Source organism: Bacillus sp. EU55, assembly GCF_038005925.1.
GTDB classification, from domain to species: domain Bacteria; phylum Bacillota; class Bacilli; order Bacillales; family Bacillaceae; genus Bacillus; species Bacillus velezensis.
Genome location: NZ_JBBOUE010000001.1, coordinates 328,981 through 349,520, shown reverse-complemented (window position 1 = coordinate 349,520; position 20,540 = coordinate 328,981). Strand labels below are relative to the sequence as shown.

12 protein-coding genes are annotated in these 20,540 nt (G+C 48.7%); 4 read left to right on the top strand and 8 right to left on the bottom strand.

Annotated elements, in window-relative coordinates:
- Position 1: 1 nt before the first annotated feature.
- Positions 2 to 10,756: a surfactin non-ribosomal peptide synthetase SrfAA gene (gene srfAA / locus NYE50_RS01785; protein ID WP_224988773.1), complete on the bottom strand. Its 10,755-nt coding sequence runs from the start codon at positions 10,754 to 10,756 to the stop codon at positions 2 to 4.
- Between the two features lie 590 nt (positions 10,757 to 11,346).
- On the bottom strand, positions 11,347 to 11,709 hold the full coding sequence (locus NYE50_RS01780) for a winged helix-turn-helix transcriptional regulator (RefSeq protein ID WP_007409352.1): 363 nt from the start codon (positions 11,707 to 11,709) through the stop codon (positions 11,347 to 11,349).
- A gap of 231 nt (positions 11,710 to 11,940) precedes the next feature.
- Here NYE50_RS01780 and hxlA point away from each other — a divergent pair, with 231 nt between their 5' ends.
- The 4 genes from hxlA to comJ all read left to right on the top strand — a co-directional run bounded on the left by hxlA (position 11,941) and on the right by comJ (position 14,317).
- Positions 11,941 to 12,576 carry a 3-hexulose-6-phosphate synthase gene (gene hxlA, locus NYE50_RS01775; RefSeq protein WP_014416875.1) on the top strand — a complete coding sequence of 212 codons (636 nt, stop codon included), beginning with the start codon at positions 11,941 to 11,943 and terminating at the stop codon, positions 12,574 to 12,576.
- The gene (gene hxlB, locus NYE50_RS01770) at positions 12,573 to 13,130 is read left to right on the top strand and encodes a 6-phospho-3-hexuloisomerase (RefSeq protein ID WP_021494205.1); all 558 of its coding nucleotides are present in this window, start codon (positions 12,573 to 12,575) and stop codon (positions 13,128 to 13,130) included. Before hxlA ends, hxlB begins: the two co-directional genes overlap by 4 nt.
- Before the next feature lie 330 nt (positions 13,131 to 13,460).
- The gene (locus tag NYE50_RS01765) at positions 13,461 to 13,898 is read left to right on the top strand and encodes a NucA/NucB deoxyribonuclease domain-containing protein (RefSeq protein ID WP_003156588.1); all 438 of its coding nucleotides are present in this window, start codon (positions 13,461 to 13,463) and stop codon (positions 13,896 to 13,898) included.
- 20 nt (positions 13,899 to 13,918) lie between these two features.
- Positions 13,919 to 14,317 (top strand): competence protein ComJ, encoded by a 399-nt coding sequence (gene comJ / locus NYE50_RS01760; RefSeq protein ID WP_007609299.1) that lies wholly within the window; start codon positions 13,919 to 13,921, stop codon positions 14,315 to 14,317.
- Positions 14,318 to 14,357: 40 nt separating this feature from the next.
- On the opposite strand, the gene NYE50_RS01755 is transcribed toward comJ, so the two are convergent.
- The 6 genes from NYE50_RS01755 to NYE50_RS01730 all read right to left on the bottom strand — a co-directional run bounded on the left by NYE50_RS01755 (position 14,358) and on the right by NYE50_RS01730 (position 20,540).
- Positions 14,358 to 15,794 carry a glycoside hydrolase family 1 protein gene (locus tag NYE50_RS01755; RefSeq protein WP_224988774.1) on the bottom strand — a complete coding sequence of 479 codons (1,437 nt, stop codon included), beginning with the start codon at positions 15,792 to 15,794 and terminating at the stop codon, positions 14,358 to 14,360.
- 103 nt (positions 15,795 to 15,897) lie between these two features.
- Positions 15,898 to 16,176: a YckD family protein gene (locus tag NYE50_RS01750; protein WP_263612330.1), complete on the bottom strand. Its 279-nt coding sequence runs from the start codon at positions 16,174 to 16,176 to the stop codon at positions 15,898 to 15,900.
- Positions 16,177 to 16,292: 116 nt separating this feature from the next.
- Positions 16,293 to 16,727, bottom strand: coding sequence for an RDD family protein (locus tag NYE50_RS01745; RefSeq protein ID WP_014416871.1), 435 nt, complete (start codon positions 16,725 to 16,727; stop codon positions 16,293 to 16,295).
- A gap of 14 nt (positions 16,728 to 16,741) precedes the next feature.
- Complete coding sequence (locus NYE50_RS01740; protein ID WP_052827030.1) at positions 16,742 to 17,878, bottom strand: zinc-dependent alcohol dehydrogenase; 1,137 nt, start codon at positions 17,876 to 17,878, stop codon at positions 16,742 to 16,744.
- A gap of 64 nt (positions 17,879 to 17,942) precedes the next feature.
- The gene (locus NYE50_RS01735) at positions 17,943 to 19,145 is read right to left on the bottom strand and encodes a GTP-binding protein (RefSeq protein ID WP_159353760.1); all 1,203 of its coding nucleotides are present in this window, start codon (positions 19,143 to 19,145) and stop codon (positions 17,943 to 17,945) included.
- Positions 19,146 to 19,334: 189 nt separating this feature from the next.
- Positions 19,335 to 20,540: an MFS transporter gene (locus NYE50_RS01730; protein WP_014416869.1), complete on the bottom strand. Its 1,206-nt coding sequence runs from the start codon at positions 20,538 to 20,540 to the stop codon at positions 19,335 to 19,337.

Genomic DNA, 20,540 nt, shown 5'->3' with positions numbered 1-20,540 from the left:
GTTAGAGAATTTCCATTAATTTATCAAGTTCATCAAGCGTCAGATCATCATCGCCAAGATCGCTAGGCGTAAGCTCAGGTCCGTCTTGGGCCAGGCAGTGATCTATGATTTTCAAGAGGTGCCCTTTAAAACTGTCACTGAACGATTGAATGGTTTTTTCATGAAATTCGAGAGAATGATAGGCAAACGTCATCGTCATCTGCCCATTTTCTATAAATCCGACAATATCAAGCGCATTCGGCTTCTCTGTGTCAGGGCTCAGCGATTGTCCTGACGGCATCCCGGATCTTGTAAATAAGCCGGAATCCGACATCTCATTAAACTGGCCTAAGTAGTTAAAGCTGATATCCGGATCAATCTCAAATGAAAGATTCTCTTTATGCTCAGGCGCCGTTACATAACGCAAAATGCCGTAGCTGACTCCTTTGTTCGGGATGTGTCTGATGTCTTCTTTCATTTGTTTCAGCTGATATGAAAGATCGTCGGCGTGCTTCATCTCAAGGATCATCGGATACATGCTCGTAAACCATCCGACCGTCCGGGTGATATTCAGGCCGTCAAGAATGTCTTCGCGCCCGTGGCCTTCCAAATGAACGCCGATCGTGTCTTCACCCGTCCACTCTTTCAGCGCCAGTCCGAGCGCCGTGAGCAGGATGTCGTTCATTTCGGTGTGATAGGCTTCATGTACGTTTGTCGTCAGCTGTTCAGTTTGTTCAGGCGTCAGAGAGAAGCTGACCGTTCTCGTATGTCTCATGCGCTGATCACCAGACTGCCTGTCTTTCGGAAGCTGAGTGCATACCTCTTTTTCCTCAAGCTCTCTCCAGTAATCCGCTTCTTTCAGAAACGCCTTCGTATTTGCGTATTCTTTGATTCTCTCGGCAAATTCGGCGAATGAATGTGTTTTCGGCGGCAGCGCGGGTTCATTGCCTTGCTTCAGCTGCGTATAAACGGACGTAAAGTCCTCCAGTAAAATCCGCCAAGATACACCATCCACGACTAAGTGATGGATTGCGAGAAGAAGGTGGTCTCCATCTTCAGCCCGGAAGAGCCCGGCTTTCAAGAGATGTCCTGTTTCCAGTGAAATACTGCTTTGAAGACGGTCTGCTTCCCTTTCGATACGGTCCTCATGGTCTTCAGCAGGTCCGTTCAGCTCAAAGACGTTCAGTTCAACAGACACATCCTCAAGTCCTCTGTAATACGGTTTTTGTTCACGATAAATCATCCGGAGCGCATCATGGTGCACCGTCAGGACATGTAATGTTTTTTCTGTTATCTCCGGATCAAAGCCGTCTTTTGCATGAAGCATGACGGATTGATTCCAGTGGTGTTTGTCCGTGAAGTTTTTCTCAAAGAACCAGCGCTGGATCGGCGTTAAGTCCGCTTCACCTTCGACAGGGCCCTGGTCGGCCTGCTTTCCTTCCGTCCGCTCCACATAAGAGACGAGTTCTTCGATGGTCGGGTGCTGGAAGAGGTCTTTCATCTCCAATTTATACCCGTGCTGGTTCAGGCGGCTCGCCATTTGGATGCCTTTGATCGAGTCGCCGCCGAGCGTGAAGAAATTATCGCTTACGCCGATCTGGTCAAGACCGAGCACTTCCTGCCAAATGTCAGAAAGCAGCGTCTCCATCTCCGTTTCCGGCGCTTTGTACGCGGCGCTTCCCGCTTCAATGTCCGGTTCCGGCAGGGCTTTTTTGTCAATCTTTCCGTTTGCGGTGACCGGAAGCTCGTCCATCTCCACCCAGAACGCCGGCACCATGTAGTCAGGCAGCGTGTCTTTCAGCGCGGCTTTGAGCGTTTCGATATCGTCCTGCTGAGGCGCGACATAGGCGCAAAGCGCGGTATTGCCCGCTTTGTCTTCCACCGCCGTCACCGCTGCGTCATGAACGTCCGCAAGCTGGGCGAGGCGGACTTCGATTTCTGAAAGCTCGATCCGGTAGCCCCGCACTTTGACCTGCTGGTCGATACGCCCGATGTATTCGATGCCGCACTGCGCGTTCCATTTGACGAGGTCGCCGGTCCGGTACATGCGCTCGCCGGGCACGAACGGATCGGCGGTAAACCGCTTCGCCGTTTCTTCTTCACGGTTCAGGTATCCGCGCGCAAGTCCGCGGCCTGCCACGCATAATTCACCGGCAATGCCTTCCGGCTGCACCTGATCGCCGTCGCCGAGAATATAAGCTCTCGTATTGGCAATCGCCCGTCCGATCGAAAGCGACCCTTCCTCCGGATTGATGACGCCGCTTGTCGCGACGACGGTGTTTTCCGTCGGGCCGTAGTTGTTGACGATCGTGTACGGCTGTTTCACCGCCCGCTTCAGCTTATCGCCGCCGACGAGAAGCATGCGGAGAGAGGTATTTTCCAGCTCCATAAATTGTTCGGCGAGCTGCGTAGGCAGGAAGGTGATGGTCACGCCGTGCTCTTCGAAATAGTGATTTAAGCGGGTGATATCCAGCCGGATCGCTTCGTCAATGACGTGAAGTTCCGCGCCGATGGTCCATGTCGGGAACATCTCCCAGATGGAGGCGTCAAAACCGAAGCCCGCGTATTTGGCGCTTTTATCATCCGCCGTCATGGCGAATGCGTCGTGATGCCAGAAGCACAGGTTCACCAGCGCATGGTGTTCGACCATGACACCTTTCGGCTGTCCGGTCGTTCCTGACGTGTAAATCATATAAGCGAGATGATCCGCCGTTGTTTCCGTCTGCGGGTTCGCTTCATCATTTTCATCAAGCGGCAGGCTCAGAATGGAGCGGCTGCCGTCAAGCAGAATCGTTTCTCCGTTGTAGCTGTCCGGCACGTCCAGCGCTTCCTGTGTGAGAAGAAGCTTCGCGCCGCTGTCCTGCAGAATGTAGCTGATCCGCTCTTCCGGATAGTCCGGATCAATCGGCACAAATGCCGCGCCCGCTTTCAGGACGCCGAGTACGCCCGCGGCCATTTCCAAGGACGGTTTCGTCAAAATGCCGACACGTTCGTCAGCCGTGACGCCGCAGTCCATGAGAATGCGCGCGATGCGATTCGCCCTTGCGTTCAGCTCGCCGTACGTCCATTTCGTGCCGTTGTATGCCGCGGCCGGCCGGTTCGCGTAGCGGGCGGCCGTTTCTTCAAAGAGACGGTGAACCGTTTTGTCCCGCGGCACAGAGAGTGTTTTTCCTTTCCATGCATTAAGGAGGGCTTGTTTTTCTGTTTCATTCACCAATGAAAGCTCAGAAAGCTTCGCAGCCGGATTTTCCGCTGCGGCTTCTAACAGATGAAGCCAGTAATGCTTCCATGTCTCTGCCGTTTCCGGTTTAAACAGCGCGGTGTTATATTCAAGCACAAACGTTAAGCCTTCGTCTGTGTCCTCAGCCGTCATTGTCAGGTCAAACTTGGCTGTTTTTCTGTCAAACGGATGGTGCTTCAGCTCAATTCCTTCCATGACCAGATCTTCCGCATTTGCATTTTGCATTGAGAATACCGCATCAAACAGCGGATTTCTGCTCGTATCACGCTGCACCTCAACCTTTTGCAGAAGGTCTTCAAGCGGATAATCCTGCGCGTCAAATGCATGTAAAGCGGTTTGTTTCACTTCTTTAAGATAGTCCGTGAACGTTTTGTCCGCCTCCGGATACGTACGAAGCGCGAGTGTATTCACAAAAACACCGATGACGTTTGCGAGATCCGCATGTGACCGTCCCGCAACCGGCGAGCCGACAATGATGTCATGCTGTCCGCTCAGTTTTGAGAGAAAGGCGCTGTATGACGCCAGCAGCACCATGTACATGGTAGAATCCGTTTGTTTCGCAAGACTGCGAAGAGCCGACGTCTGTTCCTCAGTCAGAGAAAAGACCAGCTTGTCTCCTTCAAAGGTTTGCACGGCCGGACGGCTGTAATCAGCCGGCAGCGTCAATACCGGAAGCTCGCCGTCAAGCTCCCGAAGCCAATGCTCCTCCTGCTTGCGGTACTGCTCTGATTGAATAAATTTCTGCTGCCATACCGCATAGTCTTTATAATGAATCCGCAGCGGCTCAAGCGTTTCGCCGCCATATAATCGGGACAGTTCATCTATCAGCACGCCGACTGAAGCGCCGTCCGAAATGATATGGTGCATATCAAACAGCAGCAGGTGGTCATGTTCAGCCAGCTTGACCAGTCCCGTTCTGACGAGAGGAAGCTGATCCAGGCGGAACGGCCGGATAAAGCTCTGAATAATCCGTTCAGCATCTTCTTCAGAGGCTTCATAATATTCCATGTCGATATCAGCTTCCGCCCATATGCGCTGAACCGTTTCTCCATCCTTTATGTCAAATGTCGTTCTGAAGGCTTCATGGCGTTCTGTCAGCTGTTTCATGACGGATTTCAGCTTTTCTGCATCAAGCTTTCCTTTTAAGCGGAGCACAGACGGCATGTTATAGCTTGTTTCAGCGCCCTCCAGCTGCTGAAGCACGAACATCCGCTTCTGCGGTGAAGAAACCGAATACGTTTCCCGCTCGGCCGCCGGCGTGATGCTCTCAGCCGCCTTCCGCTCAGCCCCTTCAATCAGCTGCGCCAGCCCCGCAGCCGTCGGAGAAGTGAACAGATCCTTTAAGGTAAGCTGCACGCCGAATGTCTTCTGGATAAGGGCCAGCAGTTTCATCCCCGCTAACGAGTGGCCCCCGATCTCAAAGAACTGATCATGGACGCCGACACGTTCCATTTGCAGCACCTCAGCCCAAATATCCGCCAGTTTTTGTTCTGTTTCGTTGCGCGGCGCCGTATAAGACACGGCATTCGCTGCGGTCACATCCGGCATCGGCAGCGCCCGTCTGTCGATTTTTCCGTTCCCTGTAAGAGGCAGTTCATCCAATTGAATAAAGACGGACGGAATCATATAAGCCGGCAGATCCTTCGCCGTATGCTCCCTCAGCTCCCGGGAAGAGATTTCTCGGAGGCCGACAACATACGCGCAAAGAAGTTTGTCACCCGCGCCCTGATCCACAGCGAGCACAATGCATTCCTGAATCTGGTCATGGCTTTGGAGCTGATGCTCAATTTCGCCAAGCTCAATCCGCTGACCGCGGATTTTCACCTGATGATCGATACGTCCGATAAACTCGATATCGCCATTCGGAAGCCATCTGGCCAAGTCGCCCGTTTTATACATCCGTTCACCTTCCTTAAACGGATGCTCTACAAATTTTTCTTCCGTCAGTTCAGGACGGTTGTAGTACCCTTCTACGAGACCTTCCCCGCTGACGCACAGCTCTCCCGCGATACCCGCCGGCTGAATGCGTCCGGCTGAGTTCATAATAAAGACTTCCGTATTGCTGACCGGTTTCCCGATCGGAACGGAGAGCGTATCCTCTTCAATGACATCCACCGGATGGTATGTCGCAAACACCGTGCTTTCCGACGGGCCGTACATATGAAGCAGTCTTCCTTTTCCGACTGCCGCCAGCGCCTTTTTGACATGTTCTACAGACGCTCTTTCGCCCCCGAACATGATTTTCCGAAGCGTCGTCAGACAGGACGGCTCCATATCAACAAGCAGGTGGAACAGGGCCGTCGTAATCATCAGAATGCTTACATTCTCCCGTTTGATCACACGGGACAGACGTGACATATCCAGCACCGTATCTTTCGGGACGATCACAAGCTTTGCACCGTTTAACAGCGAACCGAACATATCAAACATAAAAGCGTCAAAGACGTAATTTGACAGACCGAGCACTGTGTCCTCTTCAGAAACGGTCAAATAGTTCGTATTTTTTACCGTCCGCAAAATGTTGGCATGTGTGACGATGTTTCCTTTCGGCGTTCCCGTCGTGCCTGATGTATAAGTGAGATTGGCAATCGTTTTGGAATCAAACGGCAATGCGGGATTGCGAGAGTCCTTTTCATAGCTCGCCTCATCATCAGCAAGCACAATGACGCCTTGAAAACCGGCCTTTTCCGCAAGCGGCTTGAGGCTTTGCTGAGTCAGGAGCACATTCGCCCCGCTGTCGCGGAAGAAATGCTGAATCCGCTGAACCGGATGCTCAGGATCAATCGGCACATAGGCGGACCCCGCTTTTAACACAGCCATAATGGAAACAATCATATCCATTGACCGTTCACACAGAACAGCCGCGGTTTTTCCGCCTCCTCCGACCGAAAGAATATGCCGCGCAAGTCTGTTGGCGCGTTCATTCAGCTGCTGATACGACAGGGTTTCCCCTTCGAACTGAAGAGCCGTCCGGCCAGGGTTCTTTCGGGCCTGTTCTTCAAAGATCTGCACGATCGTTTGATCTTTCGGGTATACCGTGCGTTCCGGGTTGAACCGCTGTAATTGAGTCAAAGCCTCCCGTTCAGAAAGCAGATCATATTCGCTGATTTTCGCATCCGGCTGAGCTGCCGCTCTCTCCAGCAGACGGACATAGTGCGCAAGCATGCGATCCGCAGTTGAGCGCTTAAACAGCTTCGTGCAATAATCCAAATCAAGCGCAATGCCTTCCGCTGTTTCCCGGGCCTGCATGGTCAGGTCGAATTTGGCGATGTTGAAGTTTGTTTCATGAAGAGCCAGCGTCAGATTACCGATCTCCGGAATTCCGTCCGAAGCATTTTGCAGACTGAACATCGTGTCAAATATCGGATGCCTGCTCATGTCCCGGGGCACGTTCAGCTCCTCGGTCAGCCACTCAAACGGATAATCCTGATGAGAAAACGCATCCAGCACCTGCTTGCGCACATGACCTAACAAGCCGGCAAATGTCTGATCCTGCTTCACGGAGCTTCTCAGCGCGAGCGTGTTGACAAACATCCCGATGAGCCCCTCGGTATCGGAGTGATTTCTTCCCGCTGACGGTGTTCCCACGATGATGTCTTCCTGTCCCGAATACTTAGAAAGCAGCGTATAGTATGCCGATAACAGCACCATGTAAAGGGTGGCTCCGTTTTTCTCGGCAAGCTTCTGCAGCCGTTCCCGCAGCATTTTCGGCAGCTTGGCGGACACGCGGTCACCTTCAAAGCTTTGCACCTGCGGCCGCGGATAATCAGGGAGCAGCTGAAGCACCGGCAGTTCCCCGCTGAAGACTTCTTTCCAGTACGCCCGCTCCTTCTTGTAGCCTTCTTTCGCCCGTTCCGCCTGCCATACGGCATAATCTTTATATTGAATGCGCAATTCAGGCAGCTGATTTCCGCCGTAGATGTCAGCCAGTTCCTTCAGCATGATGGAAATAGACACCCCGTCAGAAATCAGGTGATGCATATCAAACAGCAGCAGATGGCGATTGTGACCGAGCGTTTGCAGGCCGATTCTGAACAGCGGCGCCTCAGATAAATCAAAACGGCGCACAAAGTCCTTCATGACCTGTTCATTCGTTCTTCCGCGCGCTTCGATCATTTCAATATGAAACGGAACATGCTCGCCAATCACTTGTCTCGGCGTGCCGTCCTCTGATTGAAACGATGTTCTGAGCGCTTCATGCCTGCTGATTAAGGCAGAAAATGCACGCTCAAGCTTTTCACGGTCTAAAGCGCCCTCAATCATGGCCGCAGCCGGCATGTTATATCCGACTCCCGCGTCTTCAAATTGGCTTGCGATATAAGTCCGCTGCTGAGCGAGCGAAAGCGGATAGCTCGCCTGCTTCTCAGCCGGCTCAATTGCATTGAATGCCGGTCCTTCGTTTCGGTTTTCCGCATAATCGGCAAGCGCCGCAATCGTCGGATGCTCAAACAAGTATTGCAGCGGAATTTCAACGCCCATTTGCTTATGAATTTTCGTCAGAAGCGTCATTGCCTTTAATGAATGACCGCCTGACTCGAAGAAATGATCATAAATGCCCGCCTTGTCCATTCCGAGGACTTCCTGCCAGATGACGGTGAGCATTTCCTCCGTTTCATTTCTCGGCGCGGCATATTCGGATGAGCTGACAGCCTGCACATCAAGCGCAAACAGCTTTTTGCGGTCCGCCTTCCCGCTCGGCGTGAGCGGAATTTCGTCCGTTTTTGTAAAGTAAGCGGGCACCATGTAATCAGGAAGGTGCTTGGACACATACTCCCTGTACTCGGCAGGGTGAAACTCGGTTCCTTTTTCCTGAACGATATATGCGCAGACATCTAAGCTGCCCTGCTGATCCGGCCGTGCCAGCACGACGGCCTGCGCCGCGCCCGGAGCTTTTCTGAGCACCGTTTCAATTTCTCCCAGCTCAATACGGTAGCCGCGGACTTTCACCTGATCATCTTCACGGCCGATATATTCGATCGTCCCGTCCGGCAGCCAGCGCGCCATATCACCCGTGCGGTACATGCGGCCGCTTCCGTTAAACGGGTCCTGCAAAAACTTCTCTGCGGTCAAATCCGGAAGATTTAAATAGCCGCGGCCTACACCATCACCCGCGATATACAGCTCACCGGCCGTGCCGTCGGGCTGAAGCCGCTGGTGCTTATCCAATATATACAGACGGGCGTTGCCGAGCGGTTTTCCGATCGGAACGTACGCCGCCTGTTGATTCATTCCGTTATCGGCTGACATCTGATGCACGGACGCATCTACGCACGTTTCTGTCGGCCCGTAGACATTCGTCAGACGCGGCGTCCTGCCCGATTGATGAAAGAGCGTCATCAGCTGTTCAGCAACAGCCGCGGACAGGCCCTCTCCCCCAATGAGCATGTGGCTGAGTTCAATTCCGCTGACATCTCCCGCCGCAACCATCATCTGCAGATGCGCAGGCGTTCCGTCAGTGGCTTCAATCCGGTTTTGACGATAATAGTCCAGCAGTGCCGAGCCATTCGTTACAGTCGTTTTCGGCACGATATAAAGCGTCTGTCCCAAAAGAAGCGAGGCGAATATCTGTTTGACGGACGCATCAAAATGAAACGGAGCCAAAAGCGCCATTCTTAATGTCTGCTCACCGCATTGATAAATCTCCTGCTGCAGTGATTGCACCAGATGATGAACTTGCCGGTGCTCAATCATCACGCCTTTCGGCCGCCCCGTTGTACCTGACGTGTAGATGATGTAAGCCAGCCGGTCTGATTGTGTGCTGACACCGTCCGCAGCCGTCTCATACTGAACAGCCTCGTCAAAATCAATCCGTTCGGCATCCGCTGCAGGCGCCTGTATTCCGGCTTCCGTCAGAACAGCCTTCGCTCCGCTGTCCTCCAAAATGTACTGAATCCGATCCGCTGGAAAGTCAGGATCTATCGGCACATAGGCGCCGCCCGCTTTCAAAATTCCCAATATTGCCGCAATGACACGCTCAGAACGGCCAAGCAGCACCGCGACAGGAGAATCGGCTGATATCCCGGCTTGAAGAAGACGTCCGGCAATACGTCCTGACTGTTCATGCAATGTGCGATAGGACAATGTTCGGCCTTCATACACAACCGCGGGTTTGTCAGACAGTGACTTCACTTTCTCTTCAAACAGCCCCGGAATCGTCATCTCCTTGCGGTAATTCACCGGATTGCCGGAGGCCCGTTTCAGCACCCGCTCTTTCTCGGATTCAGAAAGAAGAGTAAGTTCATCAATTATGCGATCAGGAGATGAAATCGCATCTTCAATCAGCGTGATCAAACGTTCAGAAACAGCTTCAATCTCTTCCCCCTTGAAAATGTCGCTGCGATAGTCAAAATCAATTGTCAATTTCCCGGTGTCCCATCGTTCCTTCACATGAATTGAAATATCATTTGTACCGCTTCCGCTGAAAATAGGGTCTGTCAGGAAGGACAGATTCTCTTTTTTCTGCCACTGCATCACCTGGTACTCCAGAGCCACCGTAAACAATCTGCTCAGCGAACTTTTCGAAGCGCGCAAATCATTGACAAGCAGGTTATACGGATACTTTTGGTGGCGGAGAATTTTCATCAGATCCTTCATCCGGCCTTTAACGAATTCCAAGAACGACTGTCCTCCGTCAACGCTTGTCCGCACAGGCACCGTAGATACGAACATCCCGAGCATCTGCTTTTCTTTCGCATTCGTCCGGTTTCCCATAAACGTACCCGTGACAACGTCATCACGACCGGTCACTTTGTAGAGATAAGTGATCAGAGCTGACTGGAACAGAGACAGTACGCTGACTTTATGCTCCTCGCAGAATGAATGAATGCGGCCATATAAGTCGTGAGGAATTTCTTGAGAAAACCGTTTCGCATTAAGACCCGCATCTGCCTGGCTCCGTTTCAGGGACACAAGCTCCGGCACGGTCTCAAACTGCCCGTTCCAAAAATCCCGATCCTTTTTAAACCGCTTCGACTGCACATATTCCTGCTCTGTCAGCACATGCTCAATAAAAGAAGGAATCTCCGTCTGTTCCTCACTTGTCCCGCCTGAAAGCTCCAAATAAATATCAGTAATCGCATTGCCCAGAATCGTCATGGAAATCCCGTCTGAAATAATGTGATGCACATTAGCGTAAAACCAGACCTCATTTTCACTGATCGTGTGCACGGAAAAACGGAATAAATCCTGATCATATAACGCCAGAGGCTTGCCGGCTTCTTCACGCCCCCATTTGGACAGCTCGTCCGCAGAGCAGCCGGCTTGTCTGATATCCGTGTGCCCGATAGAGAGCGGACGGTATTCGCTCACATATTGAACGGGCTCCCCCTCATCATCAAGCCGCAGACGGATTCTCATCGACTCATACCGCCGGACGAATTCCTGTATCGCTTTCTCAACGTAATGAGCCTGTACGCCGTCTTCAGAAATGAGTTTCCCGAAACCGGCTAGATTTGAAATGCTTGTGTTCGGATAGAATTTTTCTGTATACCAGATACGTTTTTGAGCATTTGTTAAAGGATAAAAAGTTATTTCCATATGTGTGCGCCTCCCCTTTTTAAGATAAAGTTGTCAATTCTCCCTTAGAAACAGCCTCCCTCTATGTCCCTAACTCATTCTCAAGCCAAAAGAACCACTTACCTCCAAAAACGATCCCGATTCAATCACCGCCGAAATCCGTCATCCGTTCACCCGCGCAGTCCGAAATGCGGCATCAAATTTATGAGAAATCAAGACAAAAAGCCATTGATTGTAAGCACGAAAGGTTTACCTATTTCTGCATGTATTTCTATATATCTACTTACGTACACTTTATATGAAAATATTGTTTTTATCACCGAAAAATGGGTGAAAAGTTTCATGCGGCACACCGAAAAAAATCCGATGAATCCAGAGGGTATTTTGCGGCATCCCGCAATTTATTTTCAAAAATATTATTTACGTAAAATTAAAAATCTTTAAACTATAATGAAAATCTGTCGAATATCCAGTTATGGCAGAATGAAAAAAATTTACGTACGTAAGCTGACCCGGAAAAAACAGCGCAAGAACCGAAACAGACGGCCCGAATGTTCGCAATATGATTTCATTAAACCGCAAAAAAAGCACTCTATTTTACATAGAGCACTTCAAAAAGATTCCTTTATTGCAGTTTTATCAATGTTGATTAATTCCATATAATCTTTTCCCCACTTATACATGGCGTCCAGAATCGGCATAAGGCTTTCTCCTTGCGCCGTTAAAGAATACTCTACTTTCGGAGGGACGACAGGGTAAACTTCCCTGTGAACGATCAGATCCTGCTCCAGCTCCCTGAGCTGATTCACAAGAATTTTGTGCGTAATATCCGGAATTAAAGCTTTCAGCTCATTAAACCGCTTCGTCCCTTCTTTTCCCAAGTGCCACATAATCAGCATTTTCCACTTCCCGCCTATCACGGCAAGCGTCAATTCCTTTTCGCAATTAAACGTTTTCTCATCCATTCGGCTCACGGACAATTCTCCTTCCTCTTACTTTTTGTACGGTCATCATCTATTCATACACGCTTACTTTTTCACACAACTTTCGTCAGTTTATACTACCACGCAGTTTTGCTGAAACAAAGCGCATTGCCTGCGGGGACAGTATCCTCAAAGTAACTATTAGACTTCAAAGTGCGTACTTCTCAACATGCGGGGCACTCTATAGAATGGAAATACATGAAAAAGAGGAGTGGATATAAAGTGGAATTACAGCTGGCATTAGACTTAGTAAATATCCCGGAAGCAATTGAACTTGTGAAAGAGGTCGAACAATATATAGATGTTGTAGAAATCGGCACTCCCGTTGTCATTAATGAAGGACTGAAAGCCGTGCAGGAAATGAAAACAGCCTTTCCTCACTTGAAAGTGCTTGCCGATCTTAAAATCATGGATGCAGGCGGTTACGAGATCATGAAAGCGGCAGAAGCGGGAGCCGACATCATCACCGTTTTAGGGGCGACAGACGACTCAACAATCAAAGGGGCGGTTGCCGAAGCAAAAAAACAGCAGAAAAAAATCCTCGTCGACATGATTAACGTAAAAAACCTTGAAACACGGGCAAAAGAAATTGACCAACTCGGTGTTGATTATATTTGTGTTCACACAGGTTATGATCTTCAAGCAGAAGGAAAAAATTCATTCGAGGAACTGACGGCGATTAAAAAAGCGGTCAAGAGCGCTAAAACCGCAATTGCCGGAGGCATCAAACTTGATACGCTTCCTGAAGCCATCAAACAAAACCCAGATTTAATCATTGTCGGCGGAGGCATTACGGGAGCTGACAATAAAGCGGATGCTGCTGCTAAAATGAAACAGCTGATCACACAAGGATCATGAAAACGACTGAATACTTACATGAAATACTAAATGAAATATCCCGCACCGCAGCATTAATATCCGACAGTGAAGCTGACAAGCTTGCGGATCAGATTTTATCGGCAGATCAAATCTTCACGTCCGGAGCGGGACGTTCCGGCTTTATGGCTAAAGCGTTCGCCATGAGGATGATGCACATCGGCCTGAACGCTTACATCGTCGGTGAGACGCTTACCCCTCCCCTCCAAGAAGGCGGTCTCGTCATCATCGGCTCAGGCTCAGGCGAAACAAAAAGTCTGCTTCATACGGCTGAAAAAGCCAAAAACCTTAACGGCATCATCACTGCATTAACGATTAACCCCGCTTCAAGTCTCGGCAAACTTGCGGATCTTACAATAACGATTCCCGGCTCTCCTAAGGAAGAGACCGGCGGAGACAGAAAGACGATTCAGCCGATGGGTTCTTTATTCGAACAAACTCTTCTGCTGTTCTACGATGCGGTTATTCTAAAAATCATGGAGAAAAAAGAATTGAATTCAGCAGACATGTTTACAAAGCATGCGAATCTGGAATGATTTGCTGACGGCCTTCTTATCAGATGGCCGTCTTTTTATCGTCCTGTTTCGCACGACACTCGCAGACGAAGATACCTCGCCGGTGAGCTTATCGCTATAATAAGTCAATTGACGATACGGCCGCAACCGTTCATTTCTGAATAGGGAAACGGCAAAAAACACTTTCTGATCGAATTTTTAATGAATAAAGTTGATTTGTGCGGATGGTTTTACAGATATTCAGCTGAATTGCGGCTGAGAAATATATTTTAACAGCTTTACAGCCGGCCGATTCTGCTTTATTCTTGGACCAGCTTAACAGCAATTTATAACTGGAGGTGATTGATACTCTTGAAAACATTAAAAGCACTGCTGCTTGTTCTTATCATCATTGCCGGAGCAGTCGCGGCCCTGATCAAGGGTGATCTTTTCTCAGATAACGAGCAGACCGTTCAGAAGAGTGATTACGACAAGGTAATCCTATTTCCGTCCGATCGATATCCGGAAACAGCAAAGCATATTAAGGACGCGATAAAAGAAGGACATTCCAGCATATGCACCATTGACAGAGACGGAGTACATAAGCGGCGTGAGCAATCTCTTAAACATGTGCCTGTCAAAACGGGATACGATAGGGATGAATGGCCGATGGCGGTTTGTAAACAGGGCGGAAATAATGCCTCCGTAGAATATATTTCTCCGGCAGACAACCGCGGAGCCGGCTCTTGGGTCGGACACCAGCTTACCAATGATCCCGACGGAACGAGAGTATTATTTAAAATCAAGTAAAAAACAGGAGGAACAGCGCATTGATTAAATCATGGAAACCGCAAGAACTGGCCATTTCTTATCATCAATTTACAATCTTCCAAAAAGATTCAGAACCGCCTGTTATCGATTGGACCGATGAAGCTATTGAAAAAGGATATGCGGAAGCTGACGGAGCTGTTTCATTTGAAGCAAGGAGAAATACGAGGGCATTTATCGTCCTCAGGCTTAACACAAGTGAACCGGTACCATCCTATGAGAAAAAAGCGACTGTTCCCTTTGAGGCTGTAAAAGATGGAATTGAGATTGAAAGCGTGATGTCAAAGCGGCTTTTCTTTCATATTCCGAAAGGCCGATACAGCCTTACCTGTTATTCAGTGCCTGCCGAAATATCCGATCTTCATGCGGATACGTATATTATTGATGCAGCCGCAATGTAAAAGAAATCCCTGAGAGAATCATATTTCTCTCAGGGAACTTTTAAAAACTTTTACCGTTTGTTTCAATTACATTCTGATACCAATAAAAACTTTTTTTCCTGATCCGTTTCAAATCCTTTTCATCTTCTTCATCTCGATTGATATAGACAAAACCGTAGCGTTTTTGATAGCCGTTCAGCCAGCTTAACAGATCCGTGAATGACCAGCTGCAGTAGCCGATGAGATGAACTCCATCACTAATGGCCTCTCTGCACTGTTCAAGATGGGAGCGTAAATAGTCAATTCTGTAGTCATCCTGAATTGAGCCGTCTTCTTCTATTTTATCGAATTCCCCCAGCCCGTTTTCTGTTATAAAAACCGGCAGCTCATAGCGGCTCGTTATACGCCGGAGGCCGATGCGCAGACCTATCGGGTCAATCGTCCAATCCCAATTACTCGTCACGAGATTAGGATTCTTTTTCGTTTTAAACAGCCCCGGTATACCAGTATCCTGGTTTGTCCCTTTCTGACCAGTCGTGTTCATTTTCCCCTCCGATACACCGTCAAGAGGATTTCTTTCGTACGTAATCGTCTGATAATAATTAACACCGATAAAATCCGGCTTGCCTTTCGCAAGCAATTCCATATCCCCGGCTTCAATGGCGGGCGCCCAGCCCTTTTCCTTTAAATAATTGAAAGGAATTTGCGGATAAGTCCCCCGGCAATACATATCAAGCCACCAATGGTTCATAAATTCCTCTGCGTTTTCAAATGCAGTTATGTCTTCAGGGTGACTTGTAAGCGGATAAGCCGGTGAATAAGCGAAGCTCGGGCCGATCAAACCGTCAGGAACATATTGTCTGAAGGATTCAATCGCTTTGGCATTAGCTAAAAATGCGATATGATTCGCTGCATAAAATCGTTTTCTGTCCTTTACGCCGGGCGGATGTGCAGCTGTTATAAACCCGTTATGAAAATTATAATTCTGCTCGTTTAACGTGACCCAGTATTTCACCTTGCCGGCAAATCTTTTGTATAACGCAATGCAGTAATCATTGAAATCATCAATAATTTTTCTTGATTCAAAGCCGCCGTATTCATCCATCAGCGCCTGAGGCAAGTCCCAATGATAAAGAGTCAGCACCGGCTCAATATCGTTAGAAATCAATTCATCGATCAGGTCTTCGTAAAATGCAACCCCTGATTCGTTAATTTCCCCTCTGCCATTCGGAAAAATTCTCGGCCAGCTGACAGAAAATCGGTAAGCTTTCAAACCCATTTCTGCCATCAAGGCGATATCTTCTTTATAGCGCTCATAATGGCCGACTGCTGTATCACCATTTGAGCCTTTAAACGTTTTACCCGGTATTTTCGTGAATAAGTCCCATACTGAAGGTCCTTTACCGTCTTTATTCCAGGCTCCTTCAACCTGATAGGCAGCCGAGGCTGACCCCCATAGAAATGTATCAGGGAACAGGCCCTGTTTTTTATGTATCATGTGTTTCATCCTCCTGATGCGTATGATATTGATATCATACGTTATGAAACGCGTTTCAGAGCAATCCCGATAAAAACAAAAAAGCATCCGGCTTGCCGGATGCTTAAGAATGATGATGCCGCTTTTCCAATTTATGAGGCGGAGGCTTCGGGACAAACCCATTTTGTTTCATCATGTTAAAGCGCCTGTCCATATGCTGTTTAATATGTTCTGCTTTTTCTTTCGGCAGGACCCCGTACTCAACATATTTGGATATGACATGTTTTCGTTTTTCGAGCACTTCTTTTTCAAGTGATTCAATTTCTTTTTTCTGCTGTTCCGTGAGTGACATTGTTGAAGGCATTTTTGTTCCGGCGGCGTGTGCCGGCATTGTGAAAACCATTGCTGTAATGAAAAACGCAGCTAAAGACAATGCAGCTTTTTTCATGACTCTTTCCTCCTTTAACGTTTGTTATATGTTGCTCCCCCATCCATTTTTTATGCAAAAAAAGAGCGAAATTATTCGCTCTTTTCAATCGATTCGTCCGGCAGCGCGTATGTGACATACGTTCCTGCTACAAAATCGTGGATTGACCGTCTGTCTTCTCTCATTCCGACCATGAATGCGCTCACGATCACACCGATTCCAAACGTCACGCCATATATCAGGCCGCCCACAAGCACTCTCAAAATCATAGTGAGAAAGCCTACCTGAGTTCCGTCTTTTTTGACGATGCGGATACCGCAGATCTTTTTGCCGATAACATAACCGTTCCAGTATACAGGGAGCAAAATACCATAAAGAGTCAAAATAATGCTGATCATTGCGCTCTCATTCGGATCTTTTCCTGTTGCCAGCATAAAAATAATCGCCAAAGGCACTGAAGTAATTAAATAGTCGAGTACCACGGCTCCCAATCTGATCCAAAATCCCGCCGGTCTGTAAATATTCATCGTGTTTCTCCTCGCTATGGCTTCAAAATCACTTTAATGTTGCCATCTTCTTTTTTGTCAAATATATCATATGCAGCAGGAGCTTCCGCAAGACTCATTTTGTGTGTAATGATATCCGTCGGATCAATTTCATTTTGTTCGATCATTTGATACAGCATCGGCATCAGATGAATAACGGGTGCCTGGCCCATTTTTAAAGAAACGTTGCGTGTGAAAAAATCGCCGAGCGGAAAGCCGTCCGCTTCAGAAATGTATGCGCCCGTGAGCTGCACGGTTCCGAACTTCTTAACGGCTTCTGATGCTGTAAGAATCGGACTGATCGTTCCGAACTGATTCGGTTTTTGCTCTGCTTTTTCTTTTGAAAGCGGCGTGCCGTCCATTCCGACACAATCAATCACTACATCCGCGCCCCCTGACGTTTGTTCATGCAGCAGTTTCCCGATCTCATCATGTTCTGAAAAATTGAAGGTCTCTGCTCCGTTTATGCGTCTCGCATGTTCAAGGCGGTGCGGGACTTGATCAACTGCGATAACCCGTTTAGCTCCTTTTTTCCACGCGAATTTTTGCGCCATTAAGCCGATCGGACCTGATCCCAGAATCACGACTGTATCTCCTTTTTTCACTCCGCTGTGCTGGACGCTCCAAAAGGCGGTCGGCATGACATCTGACAGAAGCAGCACCTGCTCATCTTCAAGCTCACTGTCTGCCGGAACCAGAAAAGAAGAGAAATCAGCATAAGGAACACGTAAATATTCAGCCTGCCCGCCGGGATAATTACCGTTAAACTCCGAAAAACCGAATAAGCCGCCGGCATCTGTATGAGGATTTGGATTAGATTCATCACACTGGCTTTCCATCTGGTGCTTGCAATAATGACATTCTCCGCAGCCGATATTAAAAGGAATCACGACCCGGTCGCCTTTTTTCAGCTTTTTGACTTGACTGCCCGTTTCTTCAACGATTCCCATCGGCTCATGCCCGACGATATAACCCGGATCGGCGGGTATTCCGTTTTTATATAAATGAAGGTCTGAACCGCATATCCCGGTTGCGGTGATTCGAACGATGACATCTCTCTCATCTTGAATGGCGGGTGCCGGGACTTCTTTCACTTCCATATGTTCTTTTCCTTGGTATGTCAGTGCTTTCACACTTGGTCAGCTCCTTTTTCATCACTCCTTCCCTTTTCACCTGCTTCTAAACTTGGCCGGTATGTTATTCGGCCCGCTGAATATCCCATTGAAAAGGATCTTCAAGCTGCGACCAGTCGGAATCGAACTCAGACGGCGTGAGCAGGCACTGATCCAATTCCTTTGTAATGGCTGCTTCATCTAAATCTGTTCCGATAAACACCAGGTTCGTATGACGATCTCCGAATTGGTCGTCCCAATCTTCCAGAATCTCCGGTTCCTGCTGTTTGATCTGCTCCTGCTCAAGTTTCGGCATTGCCGCCACCCAATAAGAAACAGGCTCAATCGAAACCGCCGGACCCGCCTGAGACATCAGCAGCGCAAGGCTGTTGCGGGTTGCGCACCAAGCAATTCCTTTTGCGCGCACAATGTTGTCAGGCATTGATTGATGCAGCCAGCTGTCAAAACGAGCGGTATGAAACGGCAGACGCCGCGAGTACACAAACGAAGTGATGCCGTACTCTTCCGTTTCCGGAGTGTGCGCTTCATGACCTGCCGTCAGTTCCTTTATCCATCCTGCTGATGAACTCGCTTCCTCAAACTCAAATAAACCGGTATTCAATATGTATTCGGCGGGCACTTCTCCGCGGACGGACCGGATCAGTCTGGCACGGGGCTGGAATGCGCGAAGGACCGTTTCCAGCTGTTCAAGCTCTTTTTCGCCCACCATGTCGCATTTATTTAAAATGAGCACATCACAAAACTCGATTTGGTCAATTAATAAATCGGCAATCTCCCGTTCATCCTCTTCTCCCGCCGCTTCCTTACGGTCAAGAAGGCTGTCACCGGACTGGAAATCATGCCAGAAGCGGTTTGCATCCACCACGGTCACCATTGTGTCCAGCCTGCAGAATGTTGTCAGATCAATACCCATTTCTTCATCTATATAAGAAAATGTCTGGGCAACGGGAATCGGTTCGCTGATCCCTGTTGATTCAATCACAATATAATCAAATCTGCCGTCTTTCGCGAGTTTCTCAACTTCGACTAATAGATCCTCACGCAGCGTGCAGCAGATACAGCCGTTGGATAATTCTACGAGTTTCTCATCCGTCCTTGACAAGCCGCCTCCCTGCTTCACCAATCCCGCGTCTATATTTACTTCGCTCATGTCATTGACGATGACGGCAATTTTTAAACCGTTGCGGTTTTGTAAAATATGATTCAAAACGGTCGTCTTTCCGGCACCAAGATAGCCGCTCAATACTGTAACCGGAATTTTTTTCATATAAATAGCCTCCTGACAAAATAGAATGATTACGATTTATATCCCGCACCTGCCCCTTTTTCATCATGATGTACATTGTTATAAATCGTAACCGTTACTATTTATTCTGATATATTCTCCGTTTAAAATCAAGTGAAAAATAATCAATCATAAAAAAGACACGCTGTCATACGTGTCTTCCGCCCAAACTTAAACATCCGCAGGACTGTTTTCAGTGCCATAGCTTTTTCTCCAAAAATATCCTGCGGCCAGAACAAGCACAAATGCGAGCAATGCGATACATGAAAAAGAGATAAAACCGATCGCATAAGTTCCCGTCATCTGCTTCAATGATCCTAAAATATTGGGAAGGAAAAAACCTCCTATGCCGCCGGCCGCTCCGACGATTCCCGTCACCATTCCGATTTCTTTTGCAAAGTGCTGAGGGACAAGCTGAAATACCGCTCCGTTGCCCATACCGAGCGCCATCATTCCGATAAACAACAGAACGATCACCGTTGAAAGCGGAGGCAGGCTGCTGACTCCCGCCATACACAGAGCCGCGATGACAAACAGTACAGCGAGAACTTTCGCACCTCCCGCACGGTCTGAAATCCAGCCTCCTGCAGGGCGAAAGAAACTGCCCGCTGCAACACATATTGTGACGAAATCACCGGCATGGATTTTTGACAATTGATATTGATCAACGAAAAAAATCGCCAAAAAACTTGATAATCCCACAAAACCTCCGAAAGTGACGCCGTACAGAAGACAGAAACACCATGTCTCCTTCTGCCTGAAAACGTGAAGATAGTTTTTAAGCGGCTGCGGTGCGGGCTGTGCAGGAGAGTCCTTCGCCATGACGATAAACAGTATAAAAACGATCATCAACGGAAGAAGCGCAATTCCCATTACACTGTGCCACCCAAACTGTTCCGCAAGGCGGGGACCGAACAATGTCGCAAACAAAGTGCCGCTGTTGCCGGCACCTGCTATCCCCATCGCAAGCCCCTGCAAGTGAGGCGGATACCATCGGCTCGCCATCGGAAGCGCGACAGCAAAACTTGCGCCCGCCACGCCCAGCAGAATGCCGATCGCATACAGCTCAGTCAAAGAACGGCCGCCGAATGCCCCCCAAAGCAGCGGGATCATTGTAATCAGCATCCCGATCACGGCTGTTTTCTTCGGACCGATCCTGTCCGTTAACACGCCTAAAATGATCCGAAACACAGATCCTGATAAGATCGGCAGAGCCACGACAAATCCTTTTTCAAAAGAAGATAACCCGAAATCCTGAGAAATATAAACGCCGAGCGCCCCCAGCATGACCCAAATCATAAAACTCACATCAAAATATAAGAAGGAACAGAGCAGAGTGAGCGGATGGCCGCTTGTTTTTAATTCCGACAGCTTCAT